General features: G+C 58.0%; 23 protein-coding genes. 1 reads left to right on the top strand and 22 read right to left on the bottom strand.

Annotation, left to right across the window (positions count from 1 at the left end; genetic code table 11):
- Window positions 1-28: 28 nt before the first annotated feature.
- The 21 genes from ybeY to RSE16_13185 form a co-directional block, all read right to left on the bottom strand.
- Window positions 29-532, bottom strand: coding sequence for an rRNA maturation RNase YbeY (gene ybeY, locus RSE16_13285; protein WRH75663.1), 504 nt, complete (start codon window positions 530-532; stop codon window positions 29-31).
- Window positions 525-1,517 (bottom strand): PhoH family protein, encoded by a 993-nt coding sequence (locus RSE16_13280; GenBank protein ID WRH75662.1) that lies wholly within the window; start codon window positions 1,515-1,517, stop codon window positions 525-527. The genes ybeY and RSE16_13280 overlap by 8 nt, the downstream gene beginning before the upstream one ends.
- On the bottom strand, window positions 1,518-2,837 hold the full coding sequence (miaB, locus tag RSE16_13275; GenBank protein ID WRH75661.1) for a tRNA (N6-isopentenyl adenosine(37)-C2)-methylthiotransferase MiaB: 1,320 nt from the start codon (window positions 2,835-2,837) through the stop codon (window positions 1,518-1,520).
- A 9-nt stretch (window positions 2,838-2,846) separates the two neighbouring features.
- Window positions 2,847-3,647, bottom strand: a complete 801-nt coding sequence (locus RSE16_13270) for a lysophospholipid acyltransferase family protein (GenBank protein WRH75660.1) — start codon at window positions 3,645-3,647, stop codon at window positions 2,847-2,849.
- Window positions 3,619-4,041, bottom strand: a complete 423-nt coding sequence (locus RSE16_13265; protein WRH75659.1) for a Fur family transcriptional regulator — start codon at window positions 4,039-4,041, stop codon at window positions 3,619-3,621. The genes RSE16_13270 and RSE16_13265 overlap by 29 nt, the downstream gene beginning before the upstream one ends.
- A 106-nt stretch (window positions 4,042-4,147) precedes the next feature.
- Complete coding sequence (locus RSE16_13260; protein ID WRH75658.1) at window positions 4,148-4,582, bottom strand: MucR family transcriptional regulator; 435 nt, start codon at window positions 4,580-4,582, stop codon at window positions 4,148-4,150.
- A gap of 127 nt (window positions 4,583-4,709) precedes the next feature.
- On the bottom strand, window positions 4,710-5,156 hold the full coding sequence (gene rimI, locus RSE16_13255) for a ribosomal protein S18-alanine N-acetyltransferase (GenBank protein WRH77363.1): 447 nt from the start codon (window positions 5,154-5,156) through the stop codon (window positions 4,710-4,712).
- Between the two features lie 5 nt (window positions 5,157-5,161).
- A complete protein-coding gene (tsaB, locus tag RSE16_13250; GenBank protein WRH75657.1) occupies window positions 5,162-5,785 on the bottom strand; it encodes a tRNA (adenosine(37)-N6)-threonylcarbamoyltransferase complex dimerization subunit type 1 TsaB in 624 nt (207 codons plus the stop codon).
- Window positions 5,786-5,803: 18 nt separating this feature from the next.
- Entirely contained in the window at window positions 5,804-6,394 is a 591-nt protein-coding gene (locus RSE16_13245; GenBank protein ID WRH77362.1) for a malonic semialdehyde reductase, read from the bottom strand.
- Between the two features lie 29 nt (window positions 6,395-6,423).
- Complete coding sequence (locus RSE16_13240) at window positions 6,424-6,999, bottom strand: NifU family protein (protein WRH75656.1); 576 nt, start codon at window positions 6,997-6,999, stop codon at window positions 6,424-6,426.
- 132 nt (window positions 7,000-7,131) lie between these two features.
- Window positions 7,132-7,914, bottom strand: coding sequence for a universal stress protein (locus RSE16_13235; protein WRH75655.1), 783 nt, complete (start codon window positions 7,912-7,914; stop codon window positions 7,132-7,134).
- 13 nt (window positions 7,915-7,927) lie between these two features.
- Window positions 7,928-8,917: a TerC family protein gene (locus RSE16_13230; GenBank protein ID WRH75654.1), complete on the bottom strand. Its 990-nt coding sequence runs from the start codon at window positions 8,915-8,917 to the stop codon at window positions 7,928-7,930.
- A gap of 202 nt (window positions 8,918-9,119) precedes the next feature.
- A complete protein-coding gene (locus RSE16_13225) occupies window positions 9,120-9,515 on the bottom strand; it encodes a nuclear transport factor 2 family protein (GenBank protein ID WRH75653.1) in 396 nt (131 codons plus the stop codon).
- Window positions 9,516-9,529: 14 nt separating this feature from the next.
- Window positions 9,530-9,832, bottom strand: coding sequence for an alkylphosphonate utilization protein (locus RSE16_13220; GenBank protein WRH75652.1), 303 nt, complete (start codon window positions 9,830-9,832; stop codon window positions 9,530-9,532).
- 2 nt (window positions 9,833-9,834) lie between these two features.
- Entirely contained in the window at window positions 9,835-10,779 is a 945-nt protein-coding gene (locus tag RSE16_13215) for a D-2-hydroxyacid dehydrogenase (protein WRH75651.1), read from the bottom strand.
- Window positions 10,776-11,132 (bottom strand): hypothetical protein, encoded by a 357-nt coding sequence (locus RSE16_13210; GenBank protein ID WRH75650.1) that lies wholly within the window; start codon window positions 11,130-11,132, stop codon window positions 10,776-10,778. Before RSE16_13210 ends, RSE16_13215 begins: the two co-directional genes overlap by 4 nt.
- Window positions 11,133-11,162: 30 nt before the next feature.
- Entirely contained in the window at window positions 11,163-12,593 is a 1,431-nt protein-coding gene (cysS, locus tag RSE16_13205) for a cysteine--tRNA ligase (protein ID WRH75649.1), read from the bottom strand.
- Between the two features lie 137 nt (window positions 12,594-12,730).
- On the bottom strand, window positions 12,731-13,402 hold the full coding sequence (locus tag RSE16_13200) for a nitroreductase (protein ID WRH75648.1): 672 nt from the start codon (window positions 13,400-13,402) through the stop codon (window positions 12,731-12,733).
- Window positions 13,403-13,460: 58 nt separating this feature from the next.
- The gene (gene cobT, locus RSE16_13195) at window positions 13,461-15,275 is read right to left on the bottom strand and encodes a cobaltochelatase subunit CobT (GenBank protein ID WRH75647.1); all 1,815 of its coding nucleotides are present in this window, start codon (window positions 15,273-15,275) and stop codon (window positions 13,461-13,463) included.
- Between the two features lie 66 nt (window positions 15,276-15,341).
- On the bottom strand, window positions 15,342-16,865 hold the full coding sequence (locus RSE16_13190; protein WRH75646.1) for a serine protease: 1,524 nt from the start codon (window positions 16,863-16,865) through the stop codon (window positions 15,342-15,344).
- A 71-nt stretch (window positions 16,866-16,936) separates the two neighbouring features.
- A complete protein-coding gene (locus tag RSE16_13185; protein ID WRH75645.1) occupies window positions 16,937-18,835 on the bottom strand; it encodes a PBP1A family penicillin-binding protein in 1,899 nt (632 codons plus the stop codon).
- On the opposite strand from RSE16_13185, the gene RSE16_13180 reads away from it, so the two are divergent.
- Window positions 18,825-19,202, top strand: coding sequence for a hypothetical protein (locus RSE16_13180; GenBank protein WRH75644.1), 378 nt, complete (start codon window positions 18,825-18,827; stop codon window positions 19,200-19,202). The two genes, RSE16_13185 and RSE16_13180, sit on opposite strands and share 11 nt — an antisense overlap.
- On the opposite strand, the gene ald is transcribed toward RSE16_13180, so the two are convergent.
- Window positions 19,199-20,326, bottom strand: a complete 1,128-nt coding sequence (gene ald, locus RSE16_13175; protein WRH75643.1) for an alanine dehydrogenase — start codon at window positions 20,324-20,326, stop codon at window positions 19,199-19,201. The two genes, RSE16_13180 and ald, sit on opposite strands and share 4 nt — an antisense overlap.
- Window positions 20,327-20,370: the final 44 nt, after the last annotated feature.

Below are 20,370 nucleotides of genomic sequence, written 5' to 3'. Positions count from 1 at the left end.
GATTGGCTTTGCCGCCTCCAGATTGTTTTCAATCCGTGCTATATGGATTGGCAAGGCCAAGCGACGCAAGCGCTTTTATCTCAATCGCTTCCATATGATCGGCCTCAGCATCATCGATATGGTCATAGCCAAGCAGGTGCAGCGTGCCATGAACAATCAGGTGCGTTACATGATCTGCCAAGAAGATGCCTTTTTCCGCTGCCTCGCGCACGCATACGCCATGCGCAAGGATCATGTCGCCCAAAAGCACCTCTCCATCGTCGGTAAAGGCAAGGGCGGCCATTTCGTCGGCATCCAGCATTGGGAAGCTGAGGACGTTTGTCGGCTTGTCCTTTCCACGCCACTGGCTGTTCAATGTGTGCACTTCTTCATCAACCGAAAGGTTGATGCTCAGCGAAAGGGAAAATGCTGCGTTCGCCAAGTTGCCATGCGAGGAAAAGGCGAAGGCCGCAGCGACTGCGGCATCGGCAATTGCCTGCCAATCCGTTCCATCACCCCATTCGTCGCTATGGTCGAGTTCGACCTCAACCATCCGTGCCCTCATAGGCATCAACGATACGGCCAACTAGCGGGTGGCGAACGACATCGGCGGAATTGAAACGGATCGTCGAAATGCCGTCGACGCCTTCAAGCCGCTGGACCGCGTCGTTCAAGCCGGAAAAGGTTGCCCCCCCGGGTAGATCGACCTGTTTGGGATCGCCGCAGATCACCATCCGGCTTTCCATGCCAAAACGGGTGAGGAACATTTTCATCTGTGCAGGCGTGGTATTCTGCGCCTCGTCCAGAATGATGAATGCATTGGCCAGCGTGCGACCGCGCATGAAGGCCAGCGGAGCAATCTCAATCTCGCCGCTGGCGATCCGCCGTTCCACCTGCTCGGCAGGCAGACAATCATAAAGCGCGTCGTAAATCGGGCGCAGATAGGGATCGACTTTTTCCTTCATATCGCCGGGAAGGAAACCCAGTCGCTCACCGGCTTCCACGGCGGGGCGTGACAGGATCAACCGGTCGACCGCGCCGGTGATCAGCATGGCGACGGCCTGGGCGACGGCCAGATAGGTTTTACCGGTTCCTGCAGGGCCAAGCGCGAAGATGATCTCGTCGCGGGCCAGCGCCTCCATATAGGGGATTTGCGTTGCCGAGCGCGGGACGAGCGTTTTCTTGCGCGTCCGGATCATGATCGGCGCGCTATTGTCATCCTTGCGGACAATGCCGTCGAGCGTGGGTTCTGCACTCATCGAGATAATCGCTTGCACAGCTTCAGGGTCAATTTCCTCGCTTCGGGCAACGCGGGTGTAAATGTCGTTCAGCACATCGCGCGCCCTTGCGATTGCGCTGGCTTCGCCTTCGATCTGAACACGGTTGCCACGCGCCGAGATATAGACGCCCAACCGGTTTTCTATGGCGACCAGATTGCGGTCAAATTCGCCGAAGATCGTGTTGATCAGATGCGGCCGGTCAAATGTGATTTCCAGCCGCGACATGTCGCCGGGTTGGGCCTGTGCCTTTTTCGCCATTCAGGCTGCTGCTCGCATGGTAATTTCGCCTTTCAGACTCAGGGGCCCCGCGTCAACTATGTCTACCTCGACAATATCACCGATGGAAAGCCCTTGCGCCAAGATATGCACAGATTGTAGCCAAGGCGATCGGCCGATCAATTGACCGTCGAGTTTGCCCGGTTTTTCCAACAGCACGCTGGTCCGCTTGCCGACAGTATCCCTGTTGAATGCGGTTTGCTGCTCATTGATAAGCGCCTGCAGCCGTTGCAGCCGTTCATCTGCGACTTCGGGTGCGACCTGTTCGTCCATTGTTGCCGCAGGCGTACCGGGGCGCGGACTATATTTGAAGCTGAAGGCATGGGCATAGCGCGCCTCGCGAACGATGCTCAAAGTGTCTTCAAATTCGGCATCGGTTTCACCCGGGAACCCAACGATGAAGTCACCTGACAAGGCGATATCCGGACGTACGGCGCGCACCTTGTCGAGGATGCGCAAATAGCTGTCGCGGCTGTGGCTGCGATTCATCGCCTTCAATATGCGATCATTTCCCGCCTGCACCGGCAAATGCAGATAGGGCATCAGTTTCTCGACCTCGGCATGCGCCGCGATCAGGCCGTCCGTCATGTCGTTAGGGTGGCTGGTGGTGTAACGGATACGGGCAAGCCCATCGATCTGGTCAAGCGCGCGGATGAGTGTTCCGAGATCCTGTTCGCCATCGCGCCAGGCATTCACATTTTGCCCCAGCAAAGTGATTTCCTTTGCGCCTGCATCGACCAGCGCCTTGGCTTCATCGATCAGTTCGGCAAAGCCGCGACTGATTTCGGCGCCGCGTGTGTAAGGCACGACGCAATAGGTGCAGAATTTGTCGCAACCTTCCTGCACTGTCAAAAACGTGGCCGCACCCGTTTTACGGCGTTTCGGCAGGACATCGAACTTGTCGAGGCCGGGCAGGTCAAGATCGACCACATTCTCGCCGCGCGCAACCGACGCGACCATTTCTGGTAGCTTGTGATAGGCTTGCGGTCCGACAACAATGTCGACCTCGCGTGCACGGCGGCTGATTTCCGAACCCTCGGCCTGGGCAACACAACCGGCCACCGCGATCATTGGCGACGAACCATCGCGCCGGCGCAGGCGCCCGATTTCGGAATACACCTTTTCGGCCGCCTTTTCACGGATATGGCAGGTGTTCAGCACTACCAGATCTGCATTGGCTTTGTCGGCGGCGGCCGACATGCCTTGCGCCGATAAAAGTTCAGCCATCCGATCGCCGTCATAGACGTTCATCTGGCAACCGTAATTTTTGATGGTGAAGGTCTTGGGCGACTCGTTGCTCATAGACGGGCGCTATATCTCGCGCCGGTAATGGTCGCCAGCCTGCATTGCTTCGGAAATGCGATGGCGCACCTCCGCCGCGATCGCCTTGCGGTCGGCATAATGGGCGGGGTCGAATGGTTCGAGGAAATGCAGCGTTGCCGTGACCGGCATTATGTAAGACATCACCCGCAGAAAATTGTCGATAATGCCTTCCTCGCCCACCCAGGACATGCGCCGAGTGTGTGGGCCGTAGGTCAGGAATACCGGCTGCACAAGCATCGCCGTCGGCGGGGGCACCAGCGCGGCGAACAGCGATGGCTTGAACGGCAACAGGCCTGAGCCGTCATGCGTCGTACCTTCCGGGAAAATTGTCACTGGCTGGGCGCCGCCCATGGCTTCGCGCAGTTCATCGACCTGTCCGCCGACGCTCAACCGGTTTTCGCGGCTGACAAATATCGTGTTGTTGATCTTGCACAGCCATCCGATCAGCGGCCATTTTTCGATGCCGTCATTAGCGACGAAGGTGCAGCCCGTGACGCCCGACATGACCGGAATGTCGAGCCAGCTATGATGATTGGCAGCGTAGAACACGTTGCTGCGCAAGCGTCGCCCGCGCGTTGCCGTCGCAATGCCGGCTGTCCAACTGATCGACAGCAGGAAAAGACGCGGCCAGGGCGATGGCTGGCGTAATAGTCGCCAGATATTGTGCAGCAAAAGTCCGACAATCAGCGATGCGATCATCAGCATTAGCCGCGACAGCAGCATCAATTGGCCGAAAATGAAGGCCAGCGGGTTGCGTCGCTCAATCGTCGCGGCTGATTGCAACGCCATAAAGTTCCATGCGGTGATCAACGAGGCGATAGCCGAGTTTTTCGGCAATTTGCTTTTGCAACGCCTCAAGCTCCGGATCGACAAATTCGATTACCTTGCCGGTTTCGACATCGATCAGATGATCATGATGCGCTTCTGGCGATGCCTCATAGCGGGCGCGGCCATCGCCAAAATCATGGCGATCAAGGATGCCAGCCTCTTCGAACAGGCGAACGGTACGGTAAACCGTCGCGATGCTAATCTTCGGGTCGATCGCGGATGCACGGCGATACAGTTCTTCGACGTCCGGGTGATCGTCGGCATCCGATATGACGCGCGCGATGACCCGACGCTGGTCGGTGATGCGAAGGCCGCGTTCTTGGCAAAGTGCCTCTAGATCGATCCGAGTTTCCATATGCCGGTATTTAGTGTCGCCTGCGGATTCGTCAATTAAAGCAATTGGCCAAAAGAAAATGGCCGGACCCGAGGGGCCGGCCATGTTTCGTTCGATGCGCCGAAGCTTATTTGACTTTCTTTTTCCGGCCCGATCCCGGTGCCCGGCCCAGACCGATGGCCTTTGCCAGATCGCGGCGCTGCTCAGCATAAGCCGGCGCGACCATCGGATAATCGGCAGCAAGGCCCCATTTCGCGCGATAGTCATCAGGTGTCATGCCATAATGCGTCATCAGGTGACGCTTCAGCATTTTCAATTTCTTGCCATCTTCAAGGCAGACAATGTAATCGCGCTTGACCGAACTCCTGACAGGAACTGCCGGTTCCAGCGGCGTTGCTGCTATGGCAGCCGGCTCACCAAGCCCGGCAAGCGCACCATGTACATTTGCGATAAGTGCCGGTAAATCGCCAACTGACACACTATTATTGCTGACATGCGCGGCAACAATATCAGCCGTCAAGGTGATCAGCATCTCATTATTGCCGTCGATTGCATCGGTCATTGTAATACTCCCATACCCGTTTGTTTTTATACAGCAGACCGAGTAAAGCGTATTTTGCTAAAAACTTCAATGTAGAAATTGTCTATACCTCTACTAAATTTCCTTAAAAGAAATCAAACAAGTCATTTCAAATTTGAAATTTCATAGAAATGGCATCGTATCGGGCTCCATTGGCGCCGAGATAATAGCCGGTTCGCACACCAATCTGCTCAAAACCATTTCGGCAGTAAAAGTGAAAGGCAGAGTTGTTTGCCCGAACTTCAAGGAAGATTGTACGCCGTCCTGCATTGCGCGCAGTCGCCTTGATATTTTCGATCAGTGCAGAAGCAATACCGTTGCATTGCCAGTCGGGATGAACGGCGATCAGCAACAATTCTTCTTCATCTGCGACCCAGCGCGTCAGCGCAAACCCCGCCAGATCATTATCAATTCGTGCAAGATAAAGAGAACTGCCCGGCATCGTCAGCAGGGATAGGCACTGGGCGGCTGTCCACGCTTCCCCATAACTGGCATCAAACGCCGCAGACATCACCGGCATAATCGTGGCTACGTCGCGGCCATCGCCCTTTATCACGTCGATCAAGGCGCGCCCCCCCCGGGCAGTTTGGCATCGGCCCCGCGGCCGTAACGCGGTGTTGGCGGTAACGCACTGGCCTGGGCGATGAACGGCCAATATTTCGCATCCGGAAAGACCGGTAACGCTTCACCCCAGCCGCGTGCTTCGACAAAGGCTGCGGCTGCATCCCCTGCAATGACAGGGGCACGCAATTGCTGAACGGCAATCTCTATCGGCAGTGATGCGACGGCAGCATTATAGCTTTGCCCTGCACCATATGATGCGACGAAATACTCGCCATGCCCGCCAATCATCACAACGTCTAACGCGCCAATTTCCGGGCGAGAGGAACGGGCCATCGCCGCCACGAGATCGAGGCAGCCATAGCCAAAGCATTCAGCCTGCCATGCCAGTGCGAGTGCGCGGGCGGCAGAAATGCCGACCCTGATCCCGGTAAAGCTGCCCGGACCGACATTTACACAAATCGACTGCGCGCGTCCCTTGTCCGGCAGGCCGGCAATCATCGGCACCAGCCGTTCGGCATGGCCGCGGCCGATCACCTCATGCTGGGCGGCCACGCAGACATCATCGTCAAATAGCGCAACCGAACAGGCCTGCGTCGCTGTATCTATAACCAGACGTTTCACGCAGGGGCGGGTAGCCGATCAGACGATCTTGTTAAAGCGGTCAAATGCGGGGCGCGGGCTGCGATCGAAAATCGTTGCCGGATCGCCATAGCCGACGGTTGAAATGAAGTTCGACTTGATTGTCGAACCGGCAAAAAAGGCCGCATCTACTGCATCATTATCGAAACCCGACATCGGCCCAGTATCCAAACCAAGCGCGCGAGCGGCAAGGATGAAGTAACCGCCCTGCAGGCTGCTATTGCGGAAAGCGGTCTTTTCGATCAACGCATCATTGCCCACAAACCAGCTCCGCGCGTCGGTATGCGGGAAAAGCTCCGGCAGATTTTCATAAAATTCCAGATCCATGCCGATGATTGCTGTGGCGGGTGCAGAGAGTATCTTTTCGCCATTGGCTGGCATGGTGAGCGCAGCAAGCTTCTGCTTCGCCTCTTCGCTGACGCACCAGATGATCCGCGCGGGCAGGCAGTTGGCCGACGTCGGGCCATATTTCATCAATTCCCAGACGGCATCCAACTGCGCATTGGAAACCGGCGTGTCGAGATAACCGTTATAGCTGCGCGCATTACGAAAAAGCTGGTCGAGCGCTGCAGTGTCGAGCGGTGCATTGATTGGCATATTACCCCCGTTTTATCTGAGTGTCAGGCCGCGCGGACTTCAGTCACTTCGGGCACATAATGTTTAAGCAGTTGTTCGATGCCGTTTTTCAAGGTGGCGGATGAAGACGGGCAGCCCGAGCAGGCACCCTGCATCTGCAGGAAAACAACGCCGCGCTGGAACCCGCGATAGACAATATCGCCGCCATCATTGGCGACAGCGGGACGTACGCGGGTTTCGATCAATTCCTTGATCTGGTCGACAATCTCGGCATCGGCGGGATCATCGAGCGGATATTCTGTGTCGGCTGCGGGGACCGAAAAGCCCGCGCGCGGCGCATGGAAAAGCGGCATGTCGGCCGAGAAATGATCCAGCAACACTGAGAGCACATCGGGCTTCAGATCGGACCAATTGACACCGGGGGCTGCAGTAACCGAGACAAAATCCTTGCCGAAAAATACGCCAGATACATCGCCCAGTCCGAACAGGGCTTGAGCCAGCGGGGACGCCTCTGCCTCTTCGGGATCGGCAAAATCGCGCGTGCCGCTTTCCATTACGAAACGGCCGGGAAGGAATTTGATGGTCGCCGGGTTGGGCGTCAGTTCGGTTTCAATGATCATGCTCGCCATTTGGGGAGGCGGCCAGCAACAGACAAGCCTTTATTTGTTGGCGAGTGCAAAGAAAAACCCCGTTCCGGCTAAGGAACGGGGCAAGATGCGTACTGCGGTACGTTTTGGTTTATCGCCGATCGCTTAATGGGAGAGGAGGATCGGCATTTGGCAATTCTTCAATATGTCGCCTGTGGCGCTACCAAGAACAAAGCGGCGCAGGCGGGAATGGCCATATGCGCCCATTGCCAACATGCCGGCGCCTGATGCGACCGCTTCTGCCTGTAACGCACCACCGATGCTGCGATTGCCGAGAGGCGCGACCTTGAACGAGGCATCGGTGCCGCGGCGGGAGGTCAGCATCGCGAGACGGTCATGGTCGATGTCGGTTGGCATCGGCTTTTCGCCTTCAATGGCGAGTAATGCGATTGTCTTGGGGGCGAACAGCGTGATCGCGTCGCCCAATGCCCGGGCAGCAGGTGCACCGTTGTCCCATGCGGCAGCAATCGTGCTGGGCTGATAAGGCACGGCATAGGATTGCGGCACAACGATCAGCGGACGACCGCTTTCAAACATCACATGTTCGGCAAGGGTCCGTTCGCTCAATAGGCCATCGCTATTGGTGCCGATCACACTAATATCATGCAGTCGGGCGTGTTCAGCTACAACCTCATGGATGCCGATGGCATGCGAATGCTCGGTCACCAACGTAAACTGCACCGAAGCCGCCATTGCTGCCGCGGTCAGTGCTGCTGCGACTGAATCGGCATCGCTCTGCCGTCCCGGTGTTGTAACATCCAATGCCACCGTAAAGATGGTCAGATGGGCATCATGTGCCTTTGCGAGGCTGATCGCAAAAGCTGCCGGTCCTTTGGTGGTATCCGCCGTTTCGGATGGCGCGAACAGAAAGATGGCATTGATTGACATAATCGGTTGCTCCTTAATGAGACGGCGTTGTGGTGTTTTCGCCCTTGGTCTTCCAGAGCGAATAGAGAATGCCGCCGAGGATCAGGCCAAAGGTGACAGCAAGGCTGAGCACCGGCGGGAATTTGGCGCCGCCCATCAGGAAGTCGGATATGAAGATTTTCGAGCCGATGAAGATTAGTACCAACGCGAGCGCGAATTGCAGATAGTGGAACCGGTGCACCATCGCGGCGAGCGCGAAATAGAGCGCGCGCAGGCCGAGGATCGCCATGATGTTCGACGTATAGACGATGAAGGTGTCGGTGGTAATCGCGAAGATCGCCGGCACGCTGTCCACTGCGAAGATTAGATCGGCGATGTTGATAACGATCAGCGCGAGCAGCAACGGCGTCATCGCACGGACCATCTTGCCGGTCTTTTCATCCTGTACCTTCACAAGGAATTTCTGACCGTGCAGCTCTTTGGTGACACGGAAATGCTTGTTCGCGAAACGCACTACGGGGTTGTTTGCGACGTCCATCTCCTGCTCGCCCTTGACGAGCATCTTGATGCCCGTGCCCACAAGGAAAACGGCGAAGATGTAAAGCGTCCAGTAGAATTGCTCTACCAGTGCTGCGCCCAGCGCGATCATGATGCCGCGAAGCACAATGACTGCGATGATGCCCCACAGCAGCGCGCGATACTGATATTTCGCAGGGATCGCGAAATAGGTGAAGATCAGGCTGATCACGAAGACATTGTCGATCGACAGAGCCTTTTCGATGAAGAAGCCGGTGTAATATTTCATGCCCAGATCTGCTCCCTTTTGGAGCCAGACCCAGATGCCGAAGGCGAGGGCAATGCTGATGTAGAAAGCCGACAATTTCAGGCTTTCGGCAATACCCATTTCCTTGTCTTCCTTGTGCAGGAAGCCCAGGTCAAACGCCGTCAGCACGACGACGATGCCGAGGAATGCCAGCCAGAACCAGACCGGCGTTCCAAGAAACGAATCAAAAAGGAAGTCCATGAATCAGGCCCCAATATTTCCAATCCACCGATTTTTCAGAGGAAAATCCGGCAGAGGTTGCGCCGCGTTTGCGCTTTCGGATGAGAAATCCGACATCACGCATGCCGCCGCATGCGCCAGAGGGGCCCGGATTCGAGCTCGGAGTAAACGCTTAGTTCAAAATTTTCAACCGCGAATTGAACGAAAAATCAGCAAAGGGGCGTCAGCCGCCTTTCATCTTTTCCAGCATCTCGCCCATTTTCTGATGCAGCATGTTCACCGCCTTTAACGGGCGGACCATCACCTTGAAATGGGTAATCAGGCCATCATCGTCGCAGCTAATCATGTCGATGCCGTTGATCTTGATCCCGTCTATCTCGGCTGTGAACTCCAGGATCGCGCTGTTTTCCCGATGCCATTCGCCGACATAACGAAAGCTGTCATTGCCAAGCGTAAACCCGGCTGCAGCGAGATATTGGGATGTGATTGCCTTGCCCACTTGCGGCGTGTGCACGACCGGGCTTTCAAAAACGCAATCATCATGGAGCGTCGCGGAGATCGTATTCGGGTCGCGGGACAAGGCAACCTTGTGCCAGATTTCGGCGGGGTTATGCGGCATGGCTGGTCCTTTATTCAGCGTTTACGGACAAATTCGGCGCGCAGGACAAGGCCCTTGATCCCGTCATAACGGCAATCAATTTCCTGTGCATCACCAGTCAGGCGGATCGATTTGATCAATGTTCCACGTTTCAGCGTCTGGCCGGCACCCTTGACTTCGAGATCCTTGATCAGCGTTACCTGATCACCATCGGCGAGCAAATTACCCACGGCATCGCGCACCTCGACCTGGCCGGCCGTTGCGGCTTTCTCCCGAGCTTCGGCGGCGCTGATCCATTCGCCGCTGTCCTCGTCATAGACATAGTCCTCGTCGCTCATTTTCAATATCCCAGATCGAGGTTGACCAGCGGTTCAAGTCGCTCGCCCTTGTGATAGCGCCGCAGATTTTCCAGGAAACGCTGAGCCGATCGGGCGAACATCTTGTCCTGTGCGCGGCCCGAAAGGTGCATCGTCACATGGCAATTGTCGAGGCTCCATAGCGGGTGTTCGGCGGGCAGCGGTTCGGGGGTCGTTACGTCCAGAAATGCAGCGCCTATCTGCTTTTCCTGAAGCGCCTTCACCAGAGTATCCTGATCGATGACCGATCCGCGCGCGATGTTTACCAGCACCGCCGATTGCTTCATCGCTGCCAGTTCGTCAGCGCCGATCATCTCTTCGGTTTCGGCCGTCGCAGGGACGGCCAGAATAACCCAATCAAACTCGCCCAGCCGCGCGCGCCAAGCGTCCGGGGCAAGGCTGTCCGGCCCCGGTGTGCGGCGGACGACGGTGACATCGACATTGAATGCCTTTAGCCGCTCGTCGATGAGTTTGCCGATTGCGCCATAACCGAGAAGCAACGCCTTCGATCCGTAAAGTTCGACCTTGCCGGGCGAATCGATCAGCCATTCGTGCCGTTCCTGCGCACGCATCACGTCGCGGTAGCCTTTGGCGATAGTCAGCATGCCCATCACCACATATTCAGCAATGGTGATTGCATTAATCCCGGCACCATTGGTTACCTTGGTCCCGCGCTTTTTCAGCGCGGACAATGGCATGCCGTCGACACCGGCATAGATGCTGTTGAGCCATTTGAGGTTGGTTGCAGCGGTGATGATCGCCGCCATATCCTGTTTGTCATACATGTCGAACCAGCCGATTTCGGCCAGAGGAGCGAGCGCCAACGCCTCGTCTTTGGTCATGAACCAGTGCGGTTCAACCCAATCGGGCAAATGTGCCTCGATCATCGGACGGATCAGGCTGGCTGCGACAAACTTTACTTTGCTCATGCGGTAAAGGCTTTCCAAGCTACAAAGATGAGGAACGGCATACCCGCAAGGTCTGCAATGGCAATGCTCTTCAACGAGGCAGGAGAGCCAGTCGACCAGTAGAGCATCAGGAATGACAACATGCTGATCGCCGCACCCACGCTCACTGGCCGTCGACTGGCAGGATCAAATGCTGCCCAAATGCAAAGGACGAAGATCACCAGAAACAACGCGGCCCGGTGGTGGAGCAAGAGGAATAAGGGATTATCGCCCGCTACGCCATAAAGCCGACCGATCATGGATGGACGAAATAGTGCCAGCGCGGGGAGTGCGTGAATGGCAGCAAGTACCATCCAAGAAATCAGTTGCAACATGCAACTATGTTAGCGGGCATTGTGGTGCTGTCAAACCTCGATCTTCCAATCCCAGCCGAGCGGGTCGCCGTCCATTACTTCGACGCCTTTGGCGATCAGATCGTCGCGAATGGCATCCGAAGCGGCAAAATCCTTGCTGGCGCGCGCCTCCTTACGTGCGGCAAGCGCGGCTTCGATTTCGGCTTCACTGATGATGGCGGATTTGGGACGCACGCGCAGGTCGGCGCGTTTTACCTTTAGCAGATCGAGCCCGAGCACCGCATCCATCTGCGCGATGGCAAGCAGCTTTTGCCCCAAGTCTATCTTCTTTAGCGCGATCGCTTCTTCCAGCGCAGTAAGGGCGATGGCGGTATTGAGATCGTCCGATACTGCTGCATCAAAACGTGCAAACAACCCGGTCAGCCGTTGGTCGGTGACTTCGGATGCGGAGACCGCGTCCTTCAAAGGCGCGACTGCCATCACCATGCGCTTCAACCGTGTGAAGGCCGCCTGCAGCCCATCCCAGCTGAACTCCAGTTCGCTGCGATAATGCGCCTGCAGGCACATCAGGCGATAGGCGAGGGGATGAAATCCCTTTTCGATGAGAAGCTGCACGCGCAGGAATTCGCCTGCACTTTTGCTCATCTTCCCAGTGCGTTCAACGAGGAAGTTGTTGTGCATCCAGAAGTGGGCACCGCTATGGTCAGAACAGGTGCGTGCCTGGTTCTGTGCAATCTCGTTCGGATGGTGAATTTCGCGATGGTCGATGCCGCCAGTGTGGATGTCGAATGGAAATCCAAGCAGGTCACCTGACATCACCGAGCATTCCAAATGCCATCCCGGCGCGCCGCGGCCCCATGGGCTGTCCCATTCCATCTGACGGTTTTCGCCCGTGGGGGTCTTGCGCCAGATCGCAAAATCGGCGGCATGGCGCTTGCCCTCGACGGCCTCGATCCTTCCTTCTCCCTCGTCAGTTTGCGCACGGGCAAGTGCGCCATAGCGCGCGACGGTGGAGGTATCGAAATAGAGCCCGCTATCGAGTTCGTAACAATGCTTGTCGGCGATGCTTTTCGCAAATTCGATCATTTGCGGCACATAATCGGTGGCGATCGACCATTTGGCCGGTTGGCGGATGTTCAATGCTTTTACATCGGCCCAATAGGCTTCGGTATAGTGGCGGGCGATGTCCCAGATCGATTGCGCCTTTTCTGCCGCCATCTTTTCCATCTTGTCCTCACCGGCATCAGCATCATCGGTCAGGTGACCGACATCGGTGATGTTGATGACATGGGTAAGCTTGTAACCCTTATAGCTCAGCACGCGGCCCAGCGTGTCGGCAAAGACATAGGCGCGCATATTGCCGATATGCGGATAATTGTAGACCGTCGGCCCGCAGCTATAGACGCGTGCCTCGCCGGGGTGGACGGGCTCGAAGACTTCGAGGCTTCGGGTCAGGCTGTTAAAGAGTTTCAGGTCGGTCATGGCCCGGGCGATGGCTCAGGATGCGGGAGAGGTCAAGAACCACGTCAACCCGCCGCAGGCCGAGGCGGCGGGTGGTTCGACCATCATCGAAGGTTAGACTTATGGTGGTCCCGGCCTGCGCCTGGGCGCCTGTCGTTTCAAAAGCCTTCCCAACTGATCGCTTCTTCCAAGGGTGCCCGCGGAACCGGGAAATTGTTCACCGGCGCATTGGGATCACGATAACCGATCGCCATCCCGCAGAAAAAGATATGGTCATCCGGGATCGCAAAACATTGACGAATCTGCGGGGTGTAGATCGCCCATGCCTCTTGAAAGCAGCAGTCCAGCCCCTCTTCGCGCAGCAACAGCGCAACCGTCTGCAGCCACATGCCGATATCCGACCATTGCGGCGGACCCATGTAGCGCGGGGTATGGATCAGCATCAAAACAGGAGCGTCAAAGGCGCGGAAATTCTTCGCAAACCACATCAGTCGCGCCATCTTGTTGTCGCGCGGAATATCGAGCGCGGCATACATCGCTTCGCCGACACCAAAGCGGCGTTCCTTATAGGCCCCGTCCAATTCGGGCGGGTAGACATGATATTCGGGTTTGTGCGCGGCCGGCCCCTGGGGCAGCACTTCTGCCACGCTATCGAGCAATTTCTGCAATGGCGTACCCGTTGCGACAATAGCATTCCATGGCTGGGTATTGCCACCCGATGGCGCATTCTGGGCCTTGGCAAGGATATGTTCCAGAACCGCTTTGTCTACCGGCTTATCCAGATATTCCCTCACTGACCGGCGGGTGGCTACGGCTTCGCTAACTTGCATCTCTTGCTCCCGATTTAATCGCGCGATTAAATTCGATCATCTGAGGGCGGATTGCAAGCTATTCCTCGTCGAACAGGCTAGCCAATTGCTCCATCATCGTGCCACCCAACTGCTCGGCATCCATGATGGTGACCGCGCGGCGGTAATAGCGGGTGACATCATGACCAATGCCGATCGCGATCAGTTGCACCGGGCTGCGACCTTCGATCATCTCGATCACCTTGCGCAGATGCTGTTCCAGATAGCCGCCATGGTTGACCGAAAGCGTCGAATCATCGACCGGCGCACCGTCGGAAATCACCATCAAAATGCGGCGATCCTCTGGGCGGGCGATCAGGCGGTTATGCGCCCAGAGCAGGGCCTCTCCGTCGATATTTTCCTTCAGCAGGCCTTCACGCATCATCAGGCCAAGGTTGCGGCGCGCATGGCGCCATGGCTCGTCAGCTTTTTTGTAGACGATGTGACGCAGGTCGTTGAGGCGGCCGGGCATGGCGGGGCGGCCTGCGGCCAGCCAATCCTCACGCGCTTGTCCGCCCTTCCAGGCACGGGTGGTAAAGCCGAGGATCTCAGTCTTCACACCGCAACGTTCAAGCGTGCGCGCCATGATGTCGGCGCTGATTGCCGCGATGCTGATCGGGCGGCCGCGCATAGAGCCTGAATTGTCGATCAGCAGCGTGACGACGGTATCGCGGAACTTGGTTTCGCGCTCAATCTTGTAGCTCAGCGAATGGCCGGGTGAGACGACGATGCGGGCGAGCCGCGCGGCGTCCAATATGCCTTCTTCCTGATCGAAATCCCAACTGCGGTTTTGTTGCGCCATCAGGCGGCGCTGGAGGCGGTTGGCTAGCCGGGTGACAGCGCCCTGCAGGCCGGCCAGTTGCTGATCGAGATAGGCCCGCAGACGATTGAGTTCTTCCTCGTCGGCCAATTCGGTCGCGCCGACAACCTCGTCATATTTGTTCGTCCAGCTTTTATAGTCGGACTGTGGCAGGTGATCCCAATTGCGGCGCTGCGGGTTGACAGGCTGCATCCCGTCTTCGCCCATCTCGCCGTCGCCATCCTCCATGTCGTCCATTTGCGACTGGTCGTAATCGGCTTCGGTTTCCTCGCCTTCACCCTCTTGCGGTTCGGCCCGCGCCTCGGCCTGGCCGGCTTCGCCCTGACCTTCGTCTTCGCTCTCGCCGTCCTGTTCCTGTTCCTGCTCGGCCTCGTCGCCCCCTTCATCGGCGTCATTGGGTTCGATCTCGCCCTGGGTCAGGTCAAGATGTTCCAGCATTGACTGCGTAAGCGCAGCAAAGGCCGACTGGTCATCGAGCGCCAGGCCAAGCGCGTCAAGGTCGCCGCCAGCCTTATCCTCGATCCAGCTGCGCACAAGATCCACCCCGGGAACGGCAATGGCAGGCACGGACTCTCCGGTCAGCCGTTCGCGCACCAGCAATGCCAGAGCAGTTGACAAGGGGACTTCATCGGCGGCCTGAGCCCGGCTGATGGGGTCCGTGCGCAGCCGCATTTCGAGTGAATGGGCCAGATTGCCCTTTACGCCTGCCATGGCGCGCGCGCCCAGCGCTTCGATCCGTGCCGTCTCGATCGCATCAAAGGCCGCACCTGCGATTGGCTCATGCGGACGGAGTGCCGCATGGCGCCCTGCATCATGATGTTTCAGGCGAAGTGCAAAACTGTCTGCAAAACCGCGCGCCTCGGCGACCTGTTCGGGGGGAAGCGACCGCCCCGGCATCGGCACGCGGAAATTCTTGCCCGATTGGGTGGGGGCATCTGCCGTAAAGGCGATTTCCACCTCCGGCTCATGCGCAATGGCGCGCGCGGTGCCGGTGAGCACCTGCTTGAAGTTTTCGAGCGGAGAATTGTCGGCCATAAGTGAATCGCGGGTTAGCGGGGAAGGCGCGGCGTGGAAAGCCTTTCATCATCGTGCCGCCGCGTTTCATTCACACTGATAGACAAGAACTTCATTCGCCTGTTGCGGCAACAAGGCGTGTACGGCTTCGTTCATCGCCACTACCTTTTCCAGCGCAGCGGGATCGATCGAGCAGCTTTTCACATCATATTGGTTTCGCGCTGCCCGCGCCTGCTGCATCGCTTCCTCACCCAGCAGATGGCGTTCGACGCGATATGTGCTGGTTGCAGGGTTGAACCCGACCACTGAAACTTGCGCTTCCTGACCGGGCACAAAGGTGCGGGTCCAGATGCCATCCTTTTCCGCATATTGGGTGCGGCCGTTGACGCAGCCGTCCGGGCGCCAATCGAAAGGTACGTCGACGGTATCGGAAACGGTGATGCGGCTGCGACTCCGGTCGATCACGCAGGTCAGCTTGCCTGCTGTTGCGGCCTTTGCAGGTGCAGCCGGGTCTGCCGTTTCGGCTAATGCCGCGCGGGTGATCTCGTCAACTTCCGAAAAGCTGGGCCGGGTGAACCATGCAATGAGCCCAGCAATGATGAACAACGCCGCAGCACCGCCAGCCAGTTTCGCCTGATCGCGCCGTTCGCGCTCTAATAGTTGCCAGGCGCTTCCGGCAGCGCCCAATGCGATAAAGATCAGCACCACCGTCAGCATCGATCGGTTGTCGCGGGTTTCGATGATGTCATATTCGGCCTGGCGGCGCGCCTCGGTAAAGCTGCGGCTCCTCGCCGCATCTGCACGCCGGTTTTCCTCTTCGATCCGCGCCTTTTCTGCGGCGGCCCGCTCTGCTTCGGCGCGGGTCATATCTGCGCGCGAAAGGCATTCGGCATCGACGCTGCGATAAGCGACGCCGTTGGAACGCAGGAAGGTAGCGACCTCGCGCTGCGCAATGGCGAAGAAAAATTCGGCATCGCTGCCATCAGATATGGTACCAAAACTGTTCACGCCCAACACGCGTCCACAGGCATCGACCAAAGGACCACCGCTGTTTCCGCTGCCGATGGCAGCGGTGTGGAGTAGGGTTTCAAACCCTTTGGCGGAACGGCCGGCGGAGATATTGCCGCGCGTTTTAACCGGTGCCTGCGGCCGCATCACATCATCTAAATCAAGGCCTTGTGCGACGTCCACGCCGCCCGGATAGCCGATGGCAAATACGTCGACGCCGTCCGGCACCGGACCGGTGAACAGCGCTGCCGGTGTCAGGCGTCGTCCATTGCGAAGGGCAATCAGTGCAAGGTCATTGCGCGGAGATCGGGCGATCACCTCTGCCGCTATCGGCCCACCAGTTTCCGACGGGATGACCATGACGCGGATTGCGCCATCATATTCCTCTTCGGCAACAACATGCGCGTTTGTCAGGATGCGGTCGGGCGCAACAACGATGCCTGAGCCATGGCCGATCGGCACATTGTCGCCATTTGCCGCGAACACAACAACCCGAACGACGCTGCGGCTGGCGGCGGCTATATCGGCGGGGTCGGCCTGGACCTGGGCAGGGGCAAGGCTTGCTAGAACTAGGAATAGCAGCGCGCATAACAATTGCCGCACGTGAGAATCTCCCGCACACCGCCCCCGCTGCCTTTCGACCATAGTTTTGAGGGCTTGGCAATCGGCGTGGATCAGGGGCGTGGCTGCCGTTCTTCGCGTTGGCGCAGGTCAACCCCGTCACGGCCTATGGTCAGGTCAATAGGCATCCCTTCCAATTGGCCGCTAACGGTAACGCCTTTTTCCGGATCGACCCGCACCTGCGGCACGTTGATATCCACCGGTATCTCGGGAATTTCCGGCAGGTCGAGCGGTTCAACAGGGCCTTCTGGATCGCGCGCCGGTACAGCTTTGGGCTTTGGCCGCGGACCTGCGCCCTTGACCGCCTGGCTCATGAAATCGCGCCATATTCGTGCAGGCAATCCGCCGCCCGTAACATTTTTGAGCGGGGCGTTGTCGTCATTGCCGACCCACACGCCCACGACAAGGTCGCCGGCAAAACCGATAAACAATGCGTCCCTGTAATCCTGGCTGGTGCCGGTCTTGCCAAAGGCTGGGACGGAAAGCCGTGCGGCACGGCCCGTTCCCTGATCGACCGTCGCGGCCAGCATATCAAGCATGGCGCGATGCGTGGACCCTCGGAAACTGCGTTCCCCCGACATTAGCCAACCAAACCAGCCTTGCTCTTCGGCAACAAAGGCGCGCGGCTTCACCGGATAGGCGTTTCCGGCGACAGCGGCATAGGCGCTGGTGAGTTCAAGTAGCGTCATGTCAGAACTGCCCAGCGCCATGCTGGCATCGCGGGTTAGCGGGCTTTCCACACCCAGATCGCGGGCGGTGCGTGCGATCGCATTATAGCCAAGCTCGTCATACAGGCGCACGGTGACGACATTGCTCGATTGTGCAAAGGCCTGTTTCAGACTGATCTCGCCGCGATAACGCTCTCCGTAATTTTTCGGACGATAGGCGCCATCGACGATCGGGCTGTCATCGACCTTGCTGTTGGGCGAATAGCCGCTGTTCAGCGCGGTCATATAGACGAACAGCTTGAAGGTCGATCCGGGCTGGCGCTTTGCCTGTGTCGCCCGGTTGAACGGCGATTCCTTATAGCTTTTGCCGCCGACCATCGCGACGACTTCACCATTGGGACGCATCGCCACTAGTGCCACCTGCGCCTTGCCGAGCGGCGCACGGGCGATCACGCGGCGGGCAATATTCTGCATCCGCGAATCCAGCGTGGTGCGGATCACCTGGTCAGCATAGCCATTTTCGGCATTAAGGCGTGCCTGCGGCATGGCCCAGTCTGCAAAATAGGTACCGGTGGGCAGCGTTTCCTTATAGCGCACGTCAATCTTCGCGATAGGTGTCGCATCCGCCTTGGCTTCAGTGATTGCGCCCGTCGCGACCATTGCGTTCAAAACCATTTTTGCCCGCTTGGCCGCGCGTTGGGGGTTGCGCGTCGGGGCAAGGCGGTTGGGTGCCTGCACCAACCCAGCCAGCATCGCTGCCTGCGACAGCGTCAACCGTTCCGGTTGGCGATAGAAATAGTGGAGCGACGCGGCGCGCAACCCGTAAACATTGTCACCAAAATAGGCGTTGGAGAGATAACGTTCGAGGATTTCGTCCTTGGTCAGCCAGCCTTCGAGCCAGAATGCAATTAACGCCTCGCGCGCCTTGCGCGTCAGGCTTTTTTCGGGCGTCAGAAAAGTGAACTTCGCCAATTGCTGGGTGATCGTGCTGCCGCCCTGCTGGATTCCGCTGCCGAATGTGTTGCTCCAGATAGCGCGCGCGATGCTGCGCGGGTCGATGCCCCAATGCGTGTAAAAACGGCGGTCCTCGATCGAAAGGAAAGCCTGCACGACATGCGGCGGAAGATCCTGTACCTTGACCGGCCGATCCACAACCGCGCCATTGCGTGCGATCGGCGTCCCGTCCCATGCGAGCAATGTTATGCGCGGAGGGGCAATAGGCTGCAGAGACTTTGACAGGGGCGCGGTGATCGCGAGCCAGAAGATGATGAGGATGAACAGCAACAATATCGCTGCGCTCGCACGGCTGAACCACCAGCGGCGTGTTCTTCCCAATAGCCAGCCTTTGGTAGTTTCGCCCGGCGAAGATTCATTAAGTGGCGGCGTTGCCGGTGCTTCCCACGGCTTGGGCTCGTTGGGAAACATTCCGGCATATGCGCGGTCAAATGCCGCGAGCCGCGCGTCGATATCAGGTGTGGTGTTGGACTTTGATCGCCGAAAGAACATCGATGCACTGTATTATATGAATAAGACGGCCAACGGTAGAGCAAATTTTACCTTGCCGAAAGCTGTATCCGCTTCCCGCACACAGATTGGCGATCCGCCCGGGAAATTGCAGGCGGATCGCTTCGTAAATGCACCGCCGATTTAGCTGGCGAGCGCGACTTCCGGTTCAACGAATGTCAGGTTGAGACTTTCGGCAACCGCCTTGCTGGTAACCTTGCCCTTGTGGACGTTTAGGCCAGCGATCAGACCTCGCCCGATTTCGCTATTGTTCTGCAATGCAGCAAGGCCTTTGTCGGCCAACGCCAAGCCATAAGGCAATGTTGCGTTATTCAGGGCAGCGGCGCTGGTCTGCGGGACCGCGCCGGGCATATTGGCGACGCAATAATGGATGATACCATCGACAACATAGGTCGGCTCTGCATGGGTTGTGGGCTTTGACGTTTCAAAGCAGCCGCCCTGATCAATTGCGACATCGACCAGCACCGATCCGGGTTTCATGTGCTTCAGCATCGCGCGGGTGACGAGCTTTGGCGCGCTTGCACCCGGGATCAGTACCGCACCGATTACCGCGTCAGCGACGCTGATTTCTGCATCAATGGTATCAAGTGTCGAGTAACGGGTGCGCACGCGGCCATGGAACAGTTCATCAAGTTGGCGCAGACGCGGAATCGACCGGTCGACAATCGTGACTTCGGCCCCAAGGCCAACGGCCATGCGCGCTGCATGGGTGCCGACAACGCCGCCGCCTAATACGGTAACACGGCCGGCCGGAACGCCGGGAACTCCGCCCAACAGGATGCCCGCGCCGCCTTCGGACCGGCGCATCGCTTCGCCTGCAGCCTCGATCGCAAGGCGGCCCGCGACTTCGCTCATCGGGGCGAGCAGTGGCAGGGTGCCCTTGTCATCGGTCACGGTTTCATAGGCAATTGCGGTGCAACCCGAGTTGACCAGTCCCTTGGCCTGCTCCGGATCGGGCGCGAGGTGCAGATAGGTGAATAGCAGCTGCCCTTCGCGCAACTGGACCCACTCATTGGGCTGGGGCTCCTTTACCTTCACAACCATGTCGGCTTTAGCGAAAACTTCCTCGGCGGTTTTCACAATCGTCGCCCCTGCCTTTTCATAGGCTTCGTCGCCGGCCATGATGCCCGCGCCGGCACCGGACTGAACCATCACCTCATGGCCCCGGGCAACATATTCGCGCACGGCGGAGGGGGTGAGCCCGACCCGATATTCATGGACCTTGATTTCGGTTGGGACGCCAATGCGCATCAGATACTCTCCTCTTCCAATGTTGGGCCGAATTTAGCATGCAC

Source organism: Sphingobium sp. (genome assembly GCA_035196065.1).
Lineage (GTDB): Bacteria > Pseudomonadota > Alphaproteobacteria > Sphingomonadales > Sphingomonadaceae > Sphingorhabdus_B > Sphingorhabdus_B rara.
This window is presented reverse-complemented; position numbering and strand designations above follow the sequence as displayed.